The organism is Mesorhizobium sp. WSM2240, from assembly GCF_040438645.1.
Lineage (GTDB): Bacteria > Pseudomonadota > Alphaproteobacteria > Rhizobiales > Rhizobiaceae > Allomesorhizobium.
In genome coordinates this window covers 5,666,618-5,683,491 of record NZ_CP159253.1, presented here as the reverse complement: position 1 = coordinate 5,683,491, position 16,874 = coordinate 5,666,618, and the positions used below count along the sequence as shown (strand labels likewise).

The 16,874-nt window shown below is 62.5% G+C and carries 15 protein-coding genes and 1 other RNA gene; 5 read left to right on the top strand and 11 right to left on the bottom strand.

The window, feature by feature from the left end; translation table 11 throughout:
- Positions 1-26: 26 nt before the first annotated feature.
- The 7 genes from ABVK50_RS28290 to ABVK50_RS28260 all read right to left on the bottom strand — a co-directional run bounded on the left by ABVK50_RS28290 (position 27) and on the right by ABVK50_RS28260 (position 9,621).
- Positions 27-968 carry a glyoxylate/hydroxypyruvate reductase A gene (locus ABVK50_RS28290; RefSeq protein WP_353643423.1) on the bottom strand — a complete coding sequence of 314 codons (942 nt, stop codon included), beginning with the start codon at positions 966-968 and terminating at the stop codon, positions 27-29.
- Between the two features lie 22 nt (positions 969-990).
- Positions 991-2,634, bottom strand: a complete 1,644-nt coding sequence (locus ABVK50_RS28285) for an ABC transporter ATP-binding protein (protein WP_353646986.1) — start codon at positions 2,632-2,634, stop codon at positions 991-993.
- Entirely contained in the window at positions 2,631-3,764 is a 1,134-nt protein-coding gene (locus ABVK50_RS28280) for an ABC transporter permease (protein WP_353643425.1), read from the bottom strand. The genes ABVK50_RS28285 and ABVK50_RS28280 overlap by 4 nt, the downstream gene beginning before the upstream one ends.
- Positions 3,764-4,858 carry a microcin C ABC transporter permease YejB gene (locus ABVK50_RS28275; RefSeq protein ID WP_353643426.1) on the bottom strand — a complete coding sequence of 365 codons (1,095 nt, stop codon included), beginning with the start codon at positions 4,856-4,858 and terminating at the stop codon, positions 3,764-3,766. Before ABVK50_RS28275 ends, ABVK50_RS28280 begins: the two co-directional genes overlap by 1 nt.
- 66 nt (positions 4,859-4,924) lie before the next feature.
- Positions 4,925-6,805: an extracellular solute-binding protein gene (locus tag ABVK50_RS28270; protein ID WP_353646068.1), complete on the bottom strand. Its 1,881-nt coding sequence runs from the start codon at positions 6,803-6,805 to the stop codon at positions 4,925-4,927.
- On the bottom strand, positions 6,805-8,688 hold the full coding sequence (locus tag ABVK50_RS28265) for an extracellular solute-binding protein (RefSeq protein WP_353643427.1): 1,884 nt from the start codon (positions 8,686-8,688) through the stop codon (positions 6,805-6,807). The genes ABVK50_RS28270 and ABVK50_RS28265 overlap by 1 nt, the downstream gene beginning before the upstream one ends.
- Before the next feature lie 156 nt (positions 8,689-8,844).
- Positions 8,845-9,621 (bottom strand): cytochrome c family protein, encoded by a 777-nt coding sequence (locus tag ABVK50_RS28260; protein WP_353643428.1) that lies wholly within the window; start codon positions 9,619-9,621, stop codon positions 8,845-8,847.
- 205 nt (positions 9,622-9,826) lie between these two features.
- Between ABVK50_RS28260 and ABVK50_RS28255 the strand changes: the two genes are divergently transcribed.
- Positions 9,827-10,558 (top strand): 3-deoxy-manno-octulosonate cytidylyltransferase, encoded by a 732-nt coding sequence (locus ABVK50_RS28255; protein WP_353643429.1) that lies wholly within the window; start codon positions 9,827-9,829, stop codon positions 10,556-10,558.
- A 12-nt stretch (positions 10,559-10,570) separates the two neighbouring features.
- Positions 10,571-11,437, top strand: coding sequence for a prephenate dehydratase (locus ABVK50_RS28250; protein WP_353643430.1), 867 nt, complete (start codon positions 10,571-10,573; stop codon positions 11,435-11,437).
- 21 nt (positions 11,438-11,458) lie between these two features.
- Here the strand turns inward: ABVK50_RS28250 and ABVK50_RS28245 are convergent, their stop codons facing one another.
- The 3 genes from ABVK50_RS28245 to ABVK50_RS28235 all read right to left on the bottom strand — a co-directional run bounded on the left by ABVK50_RS28245 (position 11,459) and on the right by ABVK50_RS28235 (position 13,799).
- Positions 11,459-12,340, bottom strand: coding sequence for a helix-turn-helix domain-containing GNAT family N-acetyltransferase (locus ABVK50_RS28245; RefSeq protein ID WP_353643431.1), 882 nt, complete (start codon positions 12,338-12,340; stop codon positions 11,459-11,461).
- A 66-nt stretch (positions 12,341-12,406) separates the two neighbouring features.
- Positions 12,407-13,348, bottom strand: a complete 942-nt coding sequence (nudC, locus tag ABVK50_RS28240; protein ID WP_353643432.1) for an NAD(+) diphosphatase — start codon at positions 13,346-13,348, stop codon at positions 12,407-12,409.
- Positions 13,349-13,379: 31 nt separating this feature from the next.
- Positions 13,380-13,799: an HIT family protein gene (locus ABVK50_RS28235; protein WP_353643433.1), complete on the bottom strand. Its 420-nt coding sequence runs from the start codon at positions 13,797-13,799 to the stop codon at positions 13,380-13,382.
- Between the two features lie 137 nt (positions 13,800-13,936).
- Between ABVK50_RS28235 and ffs the strand changes: the two genes are divergently transcribed.
- The 3 genes from ffs (at position 13,937) to ABVK50_RS28220 (ending at position 16,311) form a co-directional block, all read left to right on the top strand.
- An RNA gene (gene ffs, locus ABVK50_RS28230) (signal recognition particle sRNA small type) lies at positions 13,937-14,033 on the top strand.
- Positions 14,034-14,151: 118 nt separating this feature from the next.
- A complete protein-coding gene (locus tag ABVK50_RS28225) occupies positions 14,152-15,972 on the top strand; it encodes a DNA polymerase III subunit gamma/tau (RefSeq protein WP_353643434.1) in 1,821 nt (606 codons plus the stop codon).
- A gap of 15 nt (positions 15,973-15,987) precedes the next feature.
- Entirely contained in the window at positions 15,988-16,311 is a 324-nt protein-coding gene (locus ABVK50_RS28220; RefSeq protein WP_353643435.1) for a YbaB/EbfC family nucleoid-associated protein, read from the top strand.
- On the opposite strand, the gene ABVK50_RS28215 is transcribed toward ABVK50_RS28220, so the two are convergent.
- Positions 16,308-16,820, bottom strand: a complete 513-nt coding sequence (locus ABVK50_RS28215) for a GNAT family N-acetyltransferase (protein ID WP_353643436.1) — start codon at positions 16,818-16,820, stop codon at positions 16,308-16,310. The genes ABVK50_RS28220 and ABVK50_RS28215 overlap by 4 nt on opposite strands.
- Positions 16,821-16,874 lie beyond the last annotated feature (54 nt).

Sequence of the window (16,874 nt, the reverse complement as noted above, 5' to 3'; positions counted from 1 at the left end):
CGCCAACCAGTCTGGATGTTGGTCGATCAATACCCCGCCTCGCGATTGACCAGATTATGCAGCGGCTCGCCGCGTTCGTAGGCGTCCATCTGCTCGAGCATCGGCGCGGCGAGGTGCGCGGGATCCGATGTCGCCGCCGCATGCGGCGTAACGAAGACGCGCGGATGTGCCCAGAGCGGGCTTGTCCGGGGCAGCGGCTCCACCTCGAACACGTCGAGGCTCGCCTCCTTCAGCGTGCCGTCCTCCAGCGCGCGCAAAATGTCGGCGTCGCGCTGAAGCCTGCCGCGCCCGGCATTGATCAACACTGCCCCGCCGAGGCCGTTGCGGCGTCTCAGTTCCCGCAGCAGCCCGTAATTGACGATGCCCTCCGTTGCTGGTGTCAGCGGCAACAGCACCACGAGGATATCGGTGGCGTTGAGGAACGGGATCAGCCCGCCATCACCGGAAAACGTGGTGACGCCGGCCATAGGCTTGTCGGTCCGACCCCAGCCATTGACATGGAAGCCAAGCGCCAGCAGCGCCTGCGCCGCGGCCCGGCCGAGTTGACCTAATCCCATAATGCCGACCGAAATGTCGTTCGCCGGCCGCTGCGGCGGCTCATGCCAGATTTTCTTCCGCTGCTGAGCGCGATAGAGCATGCCCTGCCGGTGATGGTCGAGCACCCGCCAGGCGACATATTCGGTCATGTATTGCGTGAGATTTTCGGCGACGACCCGCACGATCGGCACATCCGGCACGCTGGGGTCCGTGAAGATGTGATCGACGCCGGCGCCGATCGAGAAAATGGCCCGCAGGTTCGGGAGGCCGGCAAGCAGGTTCGGGCGCTGCTTCCAAACCACCGCATAGGTGATCGTCGGATCGTTCGGTCCGTCCGGCGCCAACACCACTTCGCGGTCGACCGACAGCAATTCCTGCCAGCGCTGCGGATTGAAGCCGGTGACCGAAAGCAGGATGCGGCCCTTCTGCATGACTTAGTCTCTTCCTGGGATGCTATTCGCTGACGATCCCGGTCGGCGCGGTCTCGATCTTGAACGCCGCCGAGATCAGCGCTCTCGTATAGTCCGACTGCGGCGCCTCGAAAATCTGCTTGGCCGGGCCGAACTCGACGATCTTGCCGTTGCGCATGACGATCACCTCGTTGGCGAGGGCCCGGATCACCTTCAGATCGTGGCTGATGAACAGATAAGCGAGATCGTGCTTTGCCTGCAGATCGCGCAGGAGATCGACCACCTGCGCCTGCACGCTCATGTCGAGCGCGGAGGTCGGCTCGTCCAGCATGACGAAACGCGGATTGAGCACCATCGCCCGCGCGATCGCGATGCGCTGGCGCTGCCCTCCGGAAAATTCGTGCGGATAGCGGAAGCGCGTCTCGGGATCGAGCCCGACCTCCTTGAGCACGTCGACCACCCGCCGGTCGCGCTCTTCGGCCGATAGTTTCGGCTCGTGGATCGTCAGCCCCTCTTCGATGATTTCGGCAATCGACATGCGCGGGCTCAGCGAGCCAAACGGATCCTGGAAAACGATCTGCAATTCGCGCCGCAGCGGGCGCATTTCGTTGAAGGAAAGCTGGTCGATGTCGCGGCCGTTGAAATGGATTTTGCCATCGGACGAGATCATGCGGGCGAGAGCGAGGCCCAGCGTCGTCTTGCCCGAGCCGGATTCGCCCACCACGCCGAGCGTCTGGCCGGCGCGCACCGTCACGTCGATGCCGTCCACCGCCTTCACATGGTCGACGGTTCTGCGGAAGAAGCCCTGCTTGATCGGAAACCACACCTTTATGCCTTCGCCCGACATCACCGTCTTCGCACTGGTGTCGGCGACTGGCGGCCGGCCCTTAGGTTCGGCCGCGAGCAGATGACGGGTGTAGTCGTGCTTCGGGTTGTCGAAAATTTCCTTGGTCGGCCCGGTCTCGACGATCTTGCCGTTGGTCATCACGCAGACGCGATCGGCGATCTTGCGGACGATGCCGAGGTCGTGGGTGATAAACAGCATCGACATGCCCTTGCGGGTCTTAAGACCGGCAAGAAGTTCGAGGATCTGCGCCTGTACGGTAACGTCGAGCGCGGTGGTCGGCTCGTCGGCGATCAAAAGTTCCGGCTCGTTGGCCAGCGCCATGGCGATCATCACGCGCTGGCGCTGCCCGCCCGACAATTGGTGCGGGTAGGCCTGGAGCCGTTTCTGCGGCTCGCGTATGCCGACCTCGCCGAGCAGTTCCAGCGTGCGGGCGCGTGCCTGGCGATCGCCCATGCCTTGGTGCAGCGCCAATATCTCGACGATCTGCTGCTCGATCGTGTGCAGCGGATTGAGCGAGGTCATCGGCTCCTGGAAGATCATGGTGATCTTGTTGCCGCGCACCTTGCGCAATTCGTTCTCACCCTGTGTGAGAAGATCGTGGCCATGGAACAGGATCTGGCCGGACGGATGGCTGGCCGGGGGATAGGGCAAGAGCTTGAGCACCGAAAGCGCCGAGACCGACTTGCCCGAGCCGGATTCGCCGACCAGCGCCACCGTCTCCCCCTTGGCGATATCGAAGGAAATATGGTCGACGGCTGTGGTCGTCCTGTCGCCTTGGCTGAAGGCGACTGAGAGATCGCGGACCGAGAGTAAGGGGGAGGTCAAGTCGCGGCCCCTCATTTGAACGTCTTGCGCGGATCGAACGCGTCGCGCGTCGCCTCGCCTACGAAGATCAGGAGCGACAGCATCAGCGACATGACGAAGAAACCCGAGAACCCGAGCCAAGGCGCATTGAGGTTGCGCTGGCCCTGCTTCAGCAATTCGCCGAGCGAGGCTGAACCCGGCGGCAGGCCGAAGCCTAGGAAGTCGAGCGAAGTCAGCGTGGTGATCGACCCGTTCAGGATGAAGGGCAGGAAGGTCAGCGTCGCCACCATCGCATTGGGCAGCAGATGGCGGAACATGATCGTGCGGTTCGGCACGCCGAGAGCGCGCGCAGCGTTCACATATTCGAAGTTGCGCGCGCGCAGGAATTCGGCGCGCACGATGCCGACGAAGCTTACCCAGGAGAACAGGAGCATGATGCCGAGCAGGATGAAGAAGCCGGGTGGCAGGATCGCTGCGATAATGAGGAGCAGATAAAGCACCGGGATCGACGACCAGATCTCGATGACGCGCTGGAAAATCAGATCCACCGCGCCGCCGAAATAGCCCTGGACTGCGCCGGCCGAAACGCCGATGACCGCCGACCCCAGGGTGAGGATCAGACCGAACAGCACCGAAACGCGGAAACCGTAGATAACGCGGGCCAGCACGTCGCGCGCCTGGTCGTCGGTGCCGAGCCAGTTCCAGTTGCCTATCGTGCAGTTCGGGTCGTCGACGCCCAGCGGATAGCGCTGGCAGCGTTCTTCCTTCGTGAACATCCAGGACGGCCGGGCCGGAGCGGCCTCGGGGATTTCATTGTTCACCGTACGGTATGAATAGCGGATCGGCGGCCAGAGCAGCCAGCCATTGGCCTCGATCTCATCCGAGATTATCGGGTCGCGATAGTCGGTGACGGCGTAGAAGCCGCCGAACTTCTCCTCCGGATAGTCGATGACGGCCGGAAACAGCAACTCGCCCTTGTAAAAGGCGAGGATCGGCCGATCATTGGCGACGAACTCGGCAAACATCGAAAGGACGAACAGGACGAGGAATATCCATAGCGACCAGTAGCCGCGCCGGTTCGCCTTGAAATTCTGCCAGCGCCGCTGGTTTAGCGGCGACAGCCATGGCCGTGTGGCGCGCTGGCCGATGCCTTCGGTCACGGCCATCAGACGTCCCTCCGCTCGAAGTCGATGCGCGGGTCGATCCAGGTATAGATCAGGTCCGATATCAGGCCGACGAACAGCCCGATCAGTGAGAAAATGTAGAGATTCGCGAACACAACGGGGTAGTCGCGCGCAACCACGGAGCGGAAGCCGAGAAGGCCGAGCCCGTCGAGCGAGAAGATGTTCTCGATCAGCAGCGATCCGGTGAAGAAAGCCGCGATGAAGGCGCCCGGGAACCCGGCGATGACGATCAGCATGGCGTTGCGGAAGACATGGCCGTAGAGGACGCGTCCCTCGGACAACCCCTTGGCGCGCGCCGTGACCACATATTGCTTGCGGATTTCATCCAGGAACGAGTTTTTGGTGAGCAGCGTCGTGGTTGCGAAGGCGGAGAGCACCAGCGCCGTCAGCGGCAGCGCCAGGTGCCAGAAATAGTCGAGGATCTTTCCGCCGAGCGACAACTGGTCGAAATTGTCCGATGTCAGGCCGCGCAGCGGAAACCAGTCGAAGAACGATCCGCCCGCGAACAGCACCATGAGCAGGATCGCGAACAGGAAACCCGGAATTGCATAGCCGACAATGACGATTCCACTGGTCCAGACATCGAAGGCCGAGCCGTCCTTGACCGCCTTGCGGATGCCTAGCGGGATAGAGATCAGATAGGCGAGGAGGGTGGTCCACAGCCCGATCGAGATCGACACAGGCATTTTTTCGAGGATCAGGTCGATGACCGAGATGTCGCGAAAGAAGCTCTCGCCGAAATCGAAGCGGGCGTAGTCCCACAGCATCTTGAAGAAGCGCTCAAGCGGCGGCTTGTCGAAGCCGAATTGCTGTTCAAGCTTGGCGATGAATTCGGGGTTAAGCCCCTGTGCGCCGCGATATCTCGACGATGCTCCGCCGCCGGCATCGACATTGCTTGCGGCCATGTCGCCGCCGCCTCCCGAAAGGCGGTCTTCCCCGCCCTGCCCGGTCAGTTGCGCAATCACTTGCTCGACCGGCCCGCCCGGCGCGAACTGGATGACGATGAACGAGATCGCCATGATGCCGAACAGCGTCGGGATCATCAAAAGCACGCGTCTGAGGATATAGGCGCCCATCAGGCCATGCCCGCCGAGAAGTGCGAAGAATAGCAACGCATCAGAAAGGCCGCGTCACGTCGTTCATCACCCTTTGCCAATCGCCGCCGCCTTGTCCTTGTCGAACCACCACATGGCTTCGACCGGGAAGCCGTAATCTGGTTTCGGCTCCTTGAAGCCGAACATGTCCCAGAAGGCCGCCCGGTGATTCGCCGCAAACCAATTTGGAATCCAGTCGAGCCGCGCGCGCAAGACCCGGTCGAGCGCGCGGACCGCCGTAACCAGGCTTTCGCGGTCGGCGGCGCGGCCGACCGCATCGATCAGGGCGTCGATGGCGGGATCGGCGATGCCCGGAAGATTTCTCGCACCCGGCAGATTGGCCGAGCGCGAATGGAACAGCGATTCCATATCGTCGCGGGTCGGCGTGGCGGTGAAGGAAAGCGCCATTGAGACCATGTCGAAATCGAAATCGGCCTGGCGGGCCTGATATTGCGCCGAGTCCACCATCCGGATCGAGGCGTCGATCCCAATCGCCTTCATGTTTTCCACCCAGGGGGTGTCGATGCGCACAAAGGCTTCGTCCTGAACCAGTATTTCGACCGTCAGCGGTTCGCCTTCGCCGTTGGCGACCGACCGGCCGTTGCGCTTCCATCCGGCCTCGGCGAGCAGTTTCGACGCCGCGCCCAGGAGCTTTCGGTCGCGGCCGGACCCGTCGGACACAGGCTGGATGACCGCTTCACCGAATGCCTCCGGCGGAATATTGTCGCGTAAGGGCTCCAGCAACTCCAGTTCCGCCGGCGACGGCATGCCTTCGGCCTTGTAGTCGGACTTCTCGAAAGAAGACTGCGACCGTTCATAGGCGTCATAGAACAAATTGCGCTTCGTCCATTCGAAGTCGAAGCAAAGCGCAATTGCCTGCCGCACGCGCCGGTCGCGAAACCGCTCGCGGCGCTGGTTGATCGCGGTCGCCTGCATGGACGGCCGCTTCTCGGCCGGAAACTCGCGCTTGATGACTTTTCCTGCCTTCAGGGCAGGAAAATCATAGCCGGTCGCCCAGACGCGCGCGGTGTGTTCCTGCCGGTAATGGATGTTGCCCTTCTTGAAGGCTTCGAACGCAGCCTGGCGTTCGCTGTAGAACTCGATGCGTATGCGGTCGAAATTGTACAGCCCGCGATTGACCGCTAGGTCGCGGCCCCAATAGTCCGGTACGCGCTCATATTCGATGGTCTGCCCGGCTGCGGCATGACCGACCTTGTACGGCCCCGAGCCGAGTAGCGGTTTCAGTCCGCGTCCGTCGAACGGATTAGCTTCGAAATAGGCTTTCGAGAGGATCGGAAAGCCGACGACGTTGAGCACCGAACGCTCCGATTGCTTGCCCGAAAAGACAAGACGGAAAGTGCGCGCATCGACCGCCACTGCGTCGGTCATTTCGCTCAGCGGCAGCAACAGGGTCGGGTGGCCTTCCTTTTTGAAGAGCTTGAAAGTGAAGGCGCAATCCTCGGCCGTCAGCGGCGTTCCGTCATGGAACTTCGCTTCCGGGCGCAACCCAAACTCGAACGTGTTGCGGTCGTCCGAGAGTGTGACCGTCTCGGCAAGCAGCCCGTAGACCGCGTCGGGTTCATCGAGCGCGCCGGTCAATGGACCCGTCATCAGCGAGTCGAAGCATAATTCCATACGCGGAGGGGCATCCCCCCTGGGCACGAAGCTGTTCAGCGTGTTGAAGGTCAGCGTGCTCTGGTTGAAGAACCAGCTGGGCGGTGAAAAGTTGAACATGCCGCCCTTGGGCGCGTCCGGATTGACGTAGTCGAAATGCGGGAAATCCGCAGCGTATTTCAGGTCGCCGAAAGCCGACAGGCCATGCAGCTTGGTGCCGGTCGGCGTCGCTGCGAAAGCAAACGAAGGCAGCAGCGGTGCCGCAGCAGCAGATGCGGCCCCGGCAAGGAAGCTCCGTCGCGGAATCGGCCGCATCAATTGATGCTCTCGTATTTGGCCGCGAGCGCCGCTTCCTTCTCAGGATCGATCCACCAGGAATTGATGTCCGCGCCGATGTATTCCGGCTGCTTTTCCGGCATGCCGAACTTGTTCCAATACGCCACCCACTGAACCGGGCGATGAAATTGCGGGATGGTGTAGTAGTTCCACAGGAGCACCCGATCGAGAGCGCGAGTGGCGGCGACGAGATCCTCGCGGTCGGTGGCGAAGATGACGCGATCCACCAGCGCGTCGACAACGGGGTCCTTGATGCCCATGACGTTGCGCGATCCAGGCGAGTCGGCTGCCTTGGAACCCCAGAAGTCGCGCTGCTCGTTGCCCGGTGAAGCGGACTGGTTGAGGATAGTCGTATCTACGTCGAAGTCGAAATCGTTGACTCGGTTGACATACTGGGATGGGTCGACGATGCGCAGCGATGCGTCGATGCCGATCTTGCGGAGAGTCTCGATGTAAGAGTTCGCCAAGATCTCATCGGTCGGGCCACTGCCGAGGAACTCTATCCTGAACTGCTCGCCAGTCTTCTCGTTGATCATCCGGCCATTTTCGATGTTCCAGCCGGCCTGCCTGAAAAGGTCGATGGCCTCCCGCAGATATTTCCGCTCAGCCTGTGGAGTGTCGTAGACCGGAAGCTTGAACTCCTCGGTGAAAACCTCCGGCGGCAGCTTGTCCTTGTAGAGCGTGAGAATCTCGAGTTCCTTGCCGGTGGGCAGCCCGCTCGAGGCGAGTTCGCTTCCGACGAAATAGCTGCTAGTGCGGGTATTCTGCCCGAAAAAGAGCGTGCGGTTCATGTACTCGAAATTGTAGGCGAGCGTCAGCGCCTTGCGCACGCGGCGATCCTGAAACTGCGGCCGCCGCAGATTGAGCGCGAATGCCTGCATGAAAACGCCGAGGGTGCTTTTGAATTCCTTCTTTATGACGTCTCCGTCCTTGACGGCGGGAAAATTGTATTGCGTCATCCAGCGGCGCGAACTGTTTTCAACCTGAATGTCCTCATAGCCGCCTTTGGTGAAGGCCTGCCAAGCGGCATTATCGTCCTGGAAATAGAGATATTCCCGGCGATCGAAATTTTCGCGTCCGATCTTCACCGGCACATCCGCCGCCCAATAATCGGGCACGCGCGCCCAGACGATCTGCGATCCCGGCTTGAAGCTCTCTATGCGATAGGCGCCCGAACCGAGCGGTGCTTCCAGTGTCGGCCTGGTGATGTCCCGCTTCTTGCCCGAGGCGTCGGTGCCTTCCCACCAGTGCTTCGGCAAAACGACGAGATCGCCCATGATGTGCGGCAGTTCGCGATTTCCCTTCTGGTCGAAACGGAACTCAACCTCGCGATCCGAAATCGCCACCGCTTCCGTCACGTTGGCGTAGTAGTGGCTGTATTGCGGGCTGTACTCCTTGAGCACGTTGAAGGACCAAATGACGTCCTCCACTGTGATCGGCTTGCCGTCGTGCCATTTCGCCTTCGGGTTGAGACGATAGGTGGCCGAGGAGAAATCGTCGGGAAACTTGAAGGCCTCGGCCACGAGCGCATGGCTGGTGCTCGGCTCGTCGACCGACTGCTCCATCAGCGTATCATACAGTATGCCGCCACCGAATGCGGCGAAGCCTGCCGCCGGGCTCCCTTGGACGATATAGGGATTGAAGCTGTCGAACGTGCCGACGACGGTCAAGTTGAGCGTGCCGCCCTTGGGCGCGTCCGGATTCACATAGTCGTAATGCTTGAAATTCTGGCCGTATTTGGATTCGCCGATCAGCGAATCGCTGGTGCGCCATTCGTCCGCCGATGCCGAAAGGAGGCCGGATGCGAATATCGCGGCAGCCAGTCCGACCTTGCCAAGCAAACCGATTCCGCAAACCTTCATCACTCATCCTCCACGAGACATTCGAGAACCTATCTAGGCCCACTCCCGCTCCTGAAAACGGGCCGGGGCCGGTATTTCGGCGGTATATTCGAGATGTCTAACAAAAAAAGCCGGGCGGAACCCGGCTTTTTCATGATTTTCGAGATTACAAATTTGTCATTGAGCAGGCGCGGGTTCCGCGGGAGCCGGCGCTGGCTCTGCAGGTTCAGCCGGCGCAGGTGCGGACTCGGAAGGCGCCGGAGTCGTGTCCGGTGCAGGTGCGGCTTCGGCAGGGGCTGCCGGTGCTTCGGCAGGGGCTGCCGGTGCTTCGGCAGGCGCAGCTTCAGCCGGTGCAGCGCCGCTCTCGGGAGCCGCGGCGGGTTCGGCTGCGGCGGCAGGGGCGGCTGCTTCGGGCAGCGGCGCCGGGTTGTCCGACAGTGTGCGCAGATAGGCGATCAGATCGGCGCGCTCGTCGGGCTTCTTCACGCCCGCAAAACCCATTGCGGTACCTTTGATGTAGCCTTTCGGCGACGCCAGGAAGTCGCTGAGGTGCTGGTAATCCCAGACCACCGAGCCGCCCTGCGCGAACTCCTTCATCGCCGCGGAATATGCAAAGCCTTCGTGCGAGGCCAGAGGACGATCGACAATGTTCCAGAGATTTGGCCCGACCTTGTTGGCCCCGCCGCTCTCCACGGTATGGCAGGCGGTGCACTTCTTGAATACGGCCGCGCCGGCTTCCGGGTTGGCGCTGGCCAGCAGCACGGCGATAGGCTCTTCAACGGGCACCGCCGGTGCGCCTCCGGCGGGTTCTTCCTCAGCGGCCTCGATGATGAAACCAGGCTTTTCGGGAGAGGGGGAGGCGAAGATCGCATCAGAGGCGATCGAAATCGAGAAGACAATGAATACCGCGCCCAGGAGACCGCCGATCAGCTTGTTGAATTCGAAAGAGTCCATCTGCGCCCCAGGCTTCCTGATCCGGCGGGCTGGCGGGAGGTGCGCCTCCACGACGGCAGCCGGCTTGATTTCACAACCGGCCGTGCCCGGCCGAATTGCGGCGGAAACTAGGTCTTTTGCTTGTGGGTTGCAACACCTATAAGGGCGGGGCCAGTGAGACCTTTTGACACTTTTAACCGCCCCTCCGAGACTGATTTACCCCACTATGTCGACCCTCATTCTGATCCCCGCCCGCATGGCTTCGACCCGCCTTCCGGGCAAGCCGATGGCCGACATTGGCGGCCGCCCGATGATCGTCCACGTCGCCGAAAGAGCGCGCGAAAGCGGGCTCGGCCGCGTCGTCGTAGCGACCGACACGGAGGCCGTGCGCGAGGCGGTGCAGGCTCACGGCCTCGAGGCGGTGATGACCCGGACGGATCACGAATCGGGCTCGGATCGGATATTCGAAGCCCTGTCGGCGCTCGACCCTGGCGCCGAGGTCGAAACCGTAATCAACGTCCAGGGCGACCTGCCGACCATCGACCCGGAAACCATCCGCGCCGCCTTGCGGCCGTTGGAGGATCGGACGGTGGACATCGCTACGCTCTGCGTCGAGATTTACCGCGACGAGGAGAAGATCAATCCGAACGTCGTCAAGGTCGTGGGCTCGCCGCTTTCCGACACCCGGTTGCGCGCGCTTTATTTCACCCGCGCGACCGCGCCTTGGGGCGACGGGCCGCTCTACCATCACATCGGGCTCTACGCCTATCGGCGCGCGGCGCTGGAACGCTTTGTCAGCCTCTCGCCATCGCCGCTGGAACGGCGCGAGCGGCTCGAGCAGTTGCGGGCGCTCGAGGCAGGCATGCGCATCGACGTCGAGATCGTGCAGTTGGTGCCGCTCGGTGTCGACACGCCGGAGGATCTTGCCCGCGCCCGTGAAATCCTGACCATCGCTTAAGAAGGCCCGACTATGCCGCCTGAAAAGACCAACAGAATATCCTTCCAGGGCGAGCCGGGCGCCAATTCCGACACGGCCTGCCGCAACGTCTATCCGTCGATGGAGCCGCTGCCCTGCCCGACCTTCGAGGATGCGTTCAACGCGGTAGAGACGGGCAAGGCCGACCTCGCGATGATCCCGATCGAGAACACCATCGCCGGGCGCGTCGCCGACATCCATCACCTGCTGCCGGAATCGCGCCTGCACATTGTCGGCGAATATTTCTTGCCGATCCATTTCCAGCTGATGGTGCTGCCGGGCGTGAAAAGGCAGGAGATCAAGACCATTCACAGCCACATCCACGCGCTTGGCCAGTGCCGCAAATACATCCGCAAGAACGGCTGGAAACCGATGGTCGCCGGCGACACGGCGGGTGCGGCAAAGCTGGTCGCCGAGCTCAATGACCGGACGATGGCGGCTCTGGCGCCTCGCCTCGCCTCCAGCCTCTACGGCCTCGATATTCTGGAAGAGAATGTCGAGGACACTGAAAACAACGTCACCCGCTTCGTCGTGCTTTCGAAGTCCAAGACCTGGGTGGAACGGCCGACGGCCGATGCCAGGATGATGACGACCTTCATCTTTCGGGTGCGAAACGTGCCGGCGGCCCTCTACAAGGCTATGGGTGGCTTCGCCACCAACGGCGTCAACATGACGAAGCTCGAAAGCTATCAGCTCGGCGCTTTCACGGCGACGCTGTTCTATGCCGACATCGAGGGCCATCCTGACGACAACAACGTCAAGCTGGCGCTCGATGAACTCCGCTTCTTCTCCAGGGAGATGCGCATCCTCGGCGTCTATCCGCGCAGCGAATCGCGTGAGGAATGGAAAGTGGCGGACTGAAGCCGGCAACGGTGCCGTCAGCTACAAGCGCTTGGCGAACCAGTGGTCGGCGTAGGGATTGTCGTTGAAGCGAGCAATTTCGGTATAGCCTTCGCGCTTATACAGAGACTGCGCCTCCTTGAGCGAGCGGTTGGTGTCGAGGCACACAGTCTCCGCGCCGAAGCCAACCGCGATCGCCTCCAGTTTGCGCAACATGCGGCTGGCGACGCCAAGACCACGCGCCGAAGGTGCGACCCACATCCGTTTGATCTCCGCCGTTGCGGCATCGATCATCCGCAGCGCTCCGCAGCCTACCGGATTGCCGTCGAGCCGGGCGATCACGAAACTGCCCTGGGGAGGGATGAAGTCCTCCTCGGTCGTCGTGTTTCCCTTGCCCGGGTCGAACCCTTCCTCGAAGCGCTCGGCGAGTTCGTTGAAATATTGCGCCAGGCATTGCCGCGCTTCCTCGGTGTTGGCAGCCTCCTCCTCGACGGTGATCGATGCGGCGGCGAGCAGCCGCTCGACCTCCGCCGCCGCGGCAACGAGCCGGTCCCGCGCCGCTGCCGAAAGCGGCTCGAGAATGGAATTCGCAAGTTCGTCCGACAGGGCGTCGTAGGCTGCGTGCTCGGCGCGGCCCTTCTCGGTCAGCATCGCGCGGCGGCTGCGGGCATCGCCATCGAGCTTTTCCACCGAGACGAGACCCTGCGCTTCGAGCGAACGCAGCATGCGGCTGAGATGGCCTGAATCAAGTCCAAGCCGGCTGCGAAGCGCGCTGAGCCCCGCCCCTTTCGGCCCGATCTCGAAAAGGAGCCGCGCCTCGCCAAGCGGGCGCCCACGGCGCAGATAGCTGTCTTCCAGCGCGCCGACACGACGCGTCACCGCGCGGCTGAAGCTGCGTATCTGTGTGATTTGCGAGATGTTCATTACCTGACTTTAGTCAGGTAATTTTCTGAGGCAAGAATTATCTGACTTCGATCAGGTAATTTCCCGCTATCCGCTCTCGGCCCAGTGGCGGATCAGGTGGTGTGCGATGGCGCCGTTGGGCGGAACGAAAATGCCGTCGGGATGATTGCCTGCGATGGCCGCCAGGACTTCGTCGCGTGAAAACCAGCGGCAATCTTCCAATTCGTTCATGTCGGCTGAAATATTCTCGTTCAGCGCCTCGCCGAAGCAGCCGATCATCAGCGAATACGGAAACGGCCAGGGCTGGCTGGCGTGGTAGACCACCCGCCCGAGCCTAATGCCCGCTTCCTCGAAGGTCTCGCGGCGCACCGCCGCCTCGATCGTTTCGCCGGGCTCGATGAAGCCGGCGAGCGCCGAGTACATGCCGGGCGAAAAATGCTTGCCACGCCCGAGGAGACACCGGTCGGCGGTAACCGAAAGCATGATCGCGACAGGATCGGTGCGCGGAAAATGCTCGGTATTACAGGCCGGGCAACGCCTCCTGTACCCGCCCGCCCGCATTTCCGTGCGCTGCCCGCATCTGCCGCAATACACATGGCTGGCGTGCCAGGACAGAAGCGCCGCGCCCTGCGCCAACGCACCGAGCGCAGCCGGGTCGATAAGCCCCTGTATGTAGATTGAGCGGTGGTCGATCGCCTTGATCGTCTCGGGCAGGTGCTCGGGATCCAGGAGGCAGGGCGCCGCAAGTATCGGTCCGCTTTCGTCGAAGCCAAGCAGGATTGCGTCGTCCAGCCTCGTTTCGAGCGGATCGCATTCGTTCAGCAGGAAATGCGCGTCGAAGCGGTCCTCGATCCGCTTCAACAGCAGGCGGCCCTCGCGTATCAGCATCACGCGTGCGCCGGGGTCTTCCAGTGCCTTCTCGACGGAGTCATCGCTGCGGTTCTCCGACTGCCGATCGATCCCGTTGCCGGCGAACCCGACAAACTGGCTTGGCTCGCGCTCGGGCGCGTCGAAAAGGCGAAAATTCATTCGGTGCTCGACAATGGAATGCATGAGAGGGCTAAAGCGCCGCTTTGATTTTCTCGCAAAAGCGGCGGATGTCGTCAGGTTTGTAGGGCTCGCGCATGCCGTGGCCCCAAACCGGCCCCGGCCAGCCAGGATCACCCTCAGACCGAGCCACCACATGCACATGGAGTTGGCGCACGATGTTTCCGAGCGCCGCGGTGTTGATTTTGGTGCAGTTGGTGACGGTTTTAAGCGCCTGCGCGACCATGTTGGATTCGAAGGTCAACATGGCCTGGTCGAGCGGCGTCAATTCATGCACCTCCTCGGCGCCCGGGCGCTGCGGAACCAGGATCAGCCATGGCCAGCGCCGGTCGTTCATGACGCGCAATTCGCACAGGCCGAGCCACATCAGCTGTTCGCTGTCGGCTTCCAGCCGCGCGTCGAGCTCGAATCCGGCCTTTTGGCCAGTCTGCATTGGCGTTTCCTCGATTTGCCAGAAAGGCTAGAGCGCCTTCCGGAGCGCTGCAAGCGAATCATGGTCCAAATCACCTGTCCAAGCCGATTCGGCCGATGGTCTTGCAATTTGCGGCGCAATTGACGATATGAAAGCCGGGAGGTTGGTGGTGGACGATCCACTCGCCAACCGGGTCAGGTCCGGAAGGAAGCAGCCCTAACGAGCCCGGAACGGGTCATTGTTCCAGCCTCCCACCTCTTCGCAAACCGCTTTTTAAAGGCCGCCGCGACATTGACGGCGCGTTGCGGCGCGGGCGACACTCACGTTTCTGGAATCGGCCGCGCACAGTTGGCCAGTGGAGCAAAACGGGCGAATGAGCGAAGCCGGAAGCAACCAGACAGGCAAGGCCCCTGGCGCCTACCGTGTTCTTGCGCGAAAGTACCGTCCGTCCGATTTTTCCAGCCTCATCGGCCAGGAGCCGATGGTCCGCACCCTTACCAATGCATTCTCCTCGGGCCGCATCGCGCAGGCCTGGATGCTGACCGGCGTACGCGGCGTCGGCAAGACCACGACTGCGCGCATTCTGGCGCGGGCTCTCAATTACAAGACCGCCGAAATCGACCAGCCTTCGGTCGAGCTCACCACGATCGGTGAGCATTGCAAGGCGATCATGGATGGCCGCCATGTCGATGTCATCGAGATGGACGCCGCCTCGCACACCGGCATCGACGACATCCGCGACATTATCGAGCAGGTTCGCTACGCCCCTGTCTCGGCGCGCTACAAGGTCTACATCATCGACGAGGTGCACATGCTGTCCACGCAGGCATTCAACGGCCTGTTGAAGACGCTGGAAGAGCCGCCGCCGCATGTGAAGTTCATCTTCGCAACGACCGAGATCCGCAAAGTCCCGATCACCATCCTGTCGCGTTGCCAGCGTTTCGATCTGCGTCGCGTGGACGCCGGAACGCTGACCGCCAATCTGCGCAACATTGCCACACTGGAAGAGATCGAGGTCGACGACGACGCGCTGGCGATGATCGCGCGCGCCTCCGAAGGTTCGGTCCGCGACGCCCAATCGATCCTCGACCAGGCGATCGCACACGGCGCCGGCAGGGTGACCGCCGAGGCGGTCCGCTCGATGCTCGGGCTCGCGGATCGCGCCCGCATTGTCGATCTGTTCGAGCATGTCATGAAGGGCGATGCGGCTGCCGCCCTTAACGAATTCCGCTCCCAGTACGACACCGGCGCCGATCCGGTCGCCGTGCTGACCGACCTTGCCGAGTTCAATCATCTCGTCACCCGCCTGCGCTTCGTGCCATCGGCAGCCGATGACGCTTCGCTTTCCGAGGAGGAGCGGCGGCGCGGCCGCGAATTCGCCCAGGCGCTGTCGGTGCGCGTGTTGTCGCGCAGCTGGCAGATGCTGCTCAAGGGCATTCCCGAGGTGCAGGCCTCGAACCGGCCGGTGAGTGCGGCCGAAATGGTCCTCATCCGCCTCGCGCATGCGTCCGATCTTCCTACGCTCGACGAGGCCCTGAAATCGCTCGGCGACGGGCCATCGCCGTCCGTCACCGCCACGCCGCGGCCGTCACTGCCGTCGGCTTCTCCGGTCGGCCCCAACAATGGCGCGAGCGCGGTCGCCCAGAGCCGGATGCCGGCGGGCAATGGCGGCGGCCAGACGATGCGGCTGGTTACGACCGAACCCGCTCCGGCGGAAATGCCGAAGCCCGAACCGGTCGCCGAGGCCGCGCCGCCTCCCACCGTCCAGATCAAGTCGCTCGCCGATCTGGTCGCGTTGGCCGACTCGCATCGCGACATGGCTTTCAAGGTGTTGGTCAAGCGCTGTGTGCGGCTGGTCAAGATCGAACCGGGCCGGCTCGACGTCAGCCTGACCGGCGACGCGCCGAAGACGCTGCTTGGCGACCTGACCGTCAAGCTCAAGGCTTGGACCGGCCGCAACTGGCTGGTTTCGCTGTCGCGCGAGGAAGGCGGGCAAACGCTTGCCGAACAGGAAACGAGCAAGCGCGAAAACGCCTTCCAGGACGCCCGCAGCGATCCCGCCGTCGCCGCGATCCTGGCGCGGTTTCCGGGCGCCAAGATCATCGACGTGCGCATCCCCGACGCGCCTGACTTGCCCGATATCGACGCCGACCTGCCGCCGGAAGCCGCAATCGAAGATGACGACGAGAACTGAGCAAAGGATATCGCCATGAAGGATCTTATCGGCCTGATGGGCAAGGCGAAGGAAATGCAGGCCAAGTTCCAGGCTATGCAGGAAGAGATCGCCAATCTGGAGGCAACCGGCCAGTCCGGCGGCGGACTGGTGCAGGTGACGATCTCGGGCAAGTTCGAGATGAAATCGCTGAAGATCGACCCGTCGCTGTTCAAGGAGGACGAAGTCGAGATACTCGAGGATCTGATCCTTGCCGCGCACAACGACGCCAAGACCAAGGTCGAGGCGATCATGCAGGAAAAGACCAAGGCGCTGACGGCCGGGCTGCCGATACCGCCCGGCATGAAACTGCCATTTTAGGCGAGCGTCCGCTGCATCTCGACCGCCGGAAGAACCACGCCCGGCCCCATCTCGACCTCGATCGGGCCCTTCCGGCGAAAGCCCGCCGCGGCGTAGAATTGCTCCGCCGGCAGGGTCGATTGGCTCATCATCACCCGGATGCCCGCCGCGCGTGCCTCGGCGAGGCAGTGCTCCAGGAGCAGCCGGGCAATGCCCTTGCGCAGATGGGCCGGATGCGTGGCGAAATGGCGGATATGTCCGACCCCTTCCACGATTTCGCCGCTGCCAGGCTTGTCCATAGTCCAGCCGCCGCAGCCCGCGGCAGCCCCGTCGATCTCGGCGATGTAATAGCTGCCGCTCTCCAGCAGCTTCGGATTTGCGTGCGACATCAGCGGCAGGGCGGCGGCAAACGCCTCGGAATCATACGACCCACGGGCGAGCTCGCCATAGGCGGCTGCCAGCAGGTCCGAGAGCATCTCCTCGTCGTCCGGAGTGGCCGTGCGGATGATGATGTTTTTATCCGTGTTCATGAGCCGCTTTCTCACTGCTCCGCACAATCAGCATAACGGACGGCAAAGCCGGCG

What these genes read in the sequence shown, in the direction of transcription:
- nudC (WP_353643432.1), bottom strand. Translation starts at nt 13,348, where the DNA reads ATGAATTTTCGCCTTTTCGACGCGCCCGAGCGCGAGCCAAGCCAGTTT.
- ABVK50_RS28250 (WP_353643430.1), top strand. Translation starts at nt 10,571, where the DNA reads ATGCCGCCTGAAAAGACCAACAGAATATCCTTCCAGGGCGAGCCGGGC.
- ABVK50_RS28280 (WP_353643425.1), bottom strand. Translation starts at nt 3,764, where the DNA reads ATGGCCGTGACCGAAGGCATCGGCCAGCGCGCCACACGGCCATGGCTG.
- ABVK50_RS28265 (WP_353643427.1), bottom strand. Translation starts at nt 8,688, where the DNA reads ATGAAGGTTTGCGGAATCGGTTTGCTTGGCAAGGTCGGACTGGCTGCC.
- ABVK50_RS28270 (WP_353646068.1), bottom strand. Translation starts at nt 6,805, where the DNA reads ATGCGGCCGATTCCGCGACGGAGCTTCCTTGCCGGGGCCGCATCTGCT.
- ABVK50_RS28275 (WP_353643426.1), bottom strand. Translation starts at nt 4,858, where the DNA reads ATGGGCGCCTATATCCTCAGACGCGTGCTTTTGATGATCCCGACGCTG.
- ABVK50_RS28255 (WP_353643429.1), top strand. Translation starts at nt 9,827, where the DNA reads ATGTCGACCCTCATTCTGATCCCCGCCCGCATGGCTTCGACCCGCCTT.
- ABVK50_RS28235 (WP_353643433.1), bottom strand. Translation starts at nt 13,799, where the DNA reads ATGCAGACTGGCCAAAAGGCCGGATTCGAGCTCGACGCGCGGCTGGAA.
- ABVK50_RS28285 (WP_353646986.1), bottom strand. Translation starts at nt 2,634, where the DNA reads ATGAGGGGCCGCGACTTGACCTCCCCCTTACTCTCGGTCCGCGATCTC.
- ABVK50_RS28245 (WP_353643431.1), bottom strand. Translation starts at nt 12,340, where the DNA reads ATGAACATCTCGCAAATCACACAGATACGCAGCTTCAGCCGCGCGGTG.
- ABVK50_RS28290 (WP_353643423.1), bottom strand. Translation starts at nt 968, where the DNA reads ATGCAGAAGGGCCGCATCCTGCTTTCGGTCACCGGCTTCAATCCGCAG.
- ABVK50_RS28260 (WP_353643428.1), bottom strand. Translation starts at nt 9,621, where the DNA reads ATGGACTCTTTCGAATTCAACAAGCTGATCGGCGGTCTCCTGGGCGCG.
- ABVK50_RS28220 (WP_353643435.1), top strand. Translation starts at nt 15,988, where the DNA reads ATGAAGGATCTTATCGGCCTGATGGGCAAGGCGAAGGAAATGCAGGCC.
- ABVK50_RS28225 (WP_353643434.1), top strand. Translation starts at nt 14,152, where the DNA reads ATGAGCGAAGCCGGAAGCAACCAGACAGGCAAGGCCCCTGGCGCCTAC.
- ABVK50_RS28215 (WP_353643436.1), bottom strand. Translation starts at nt 16,820, where the DNA reads ATGAACACGGATAAAAACATCATCATCCGCACGGCCACTCCGGACGAC.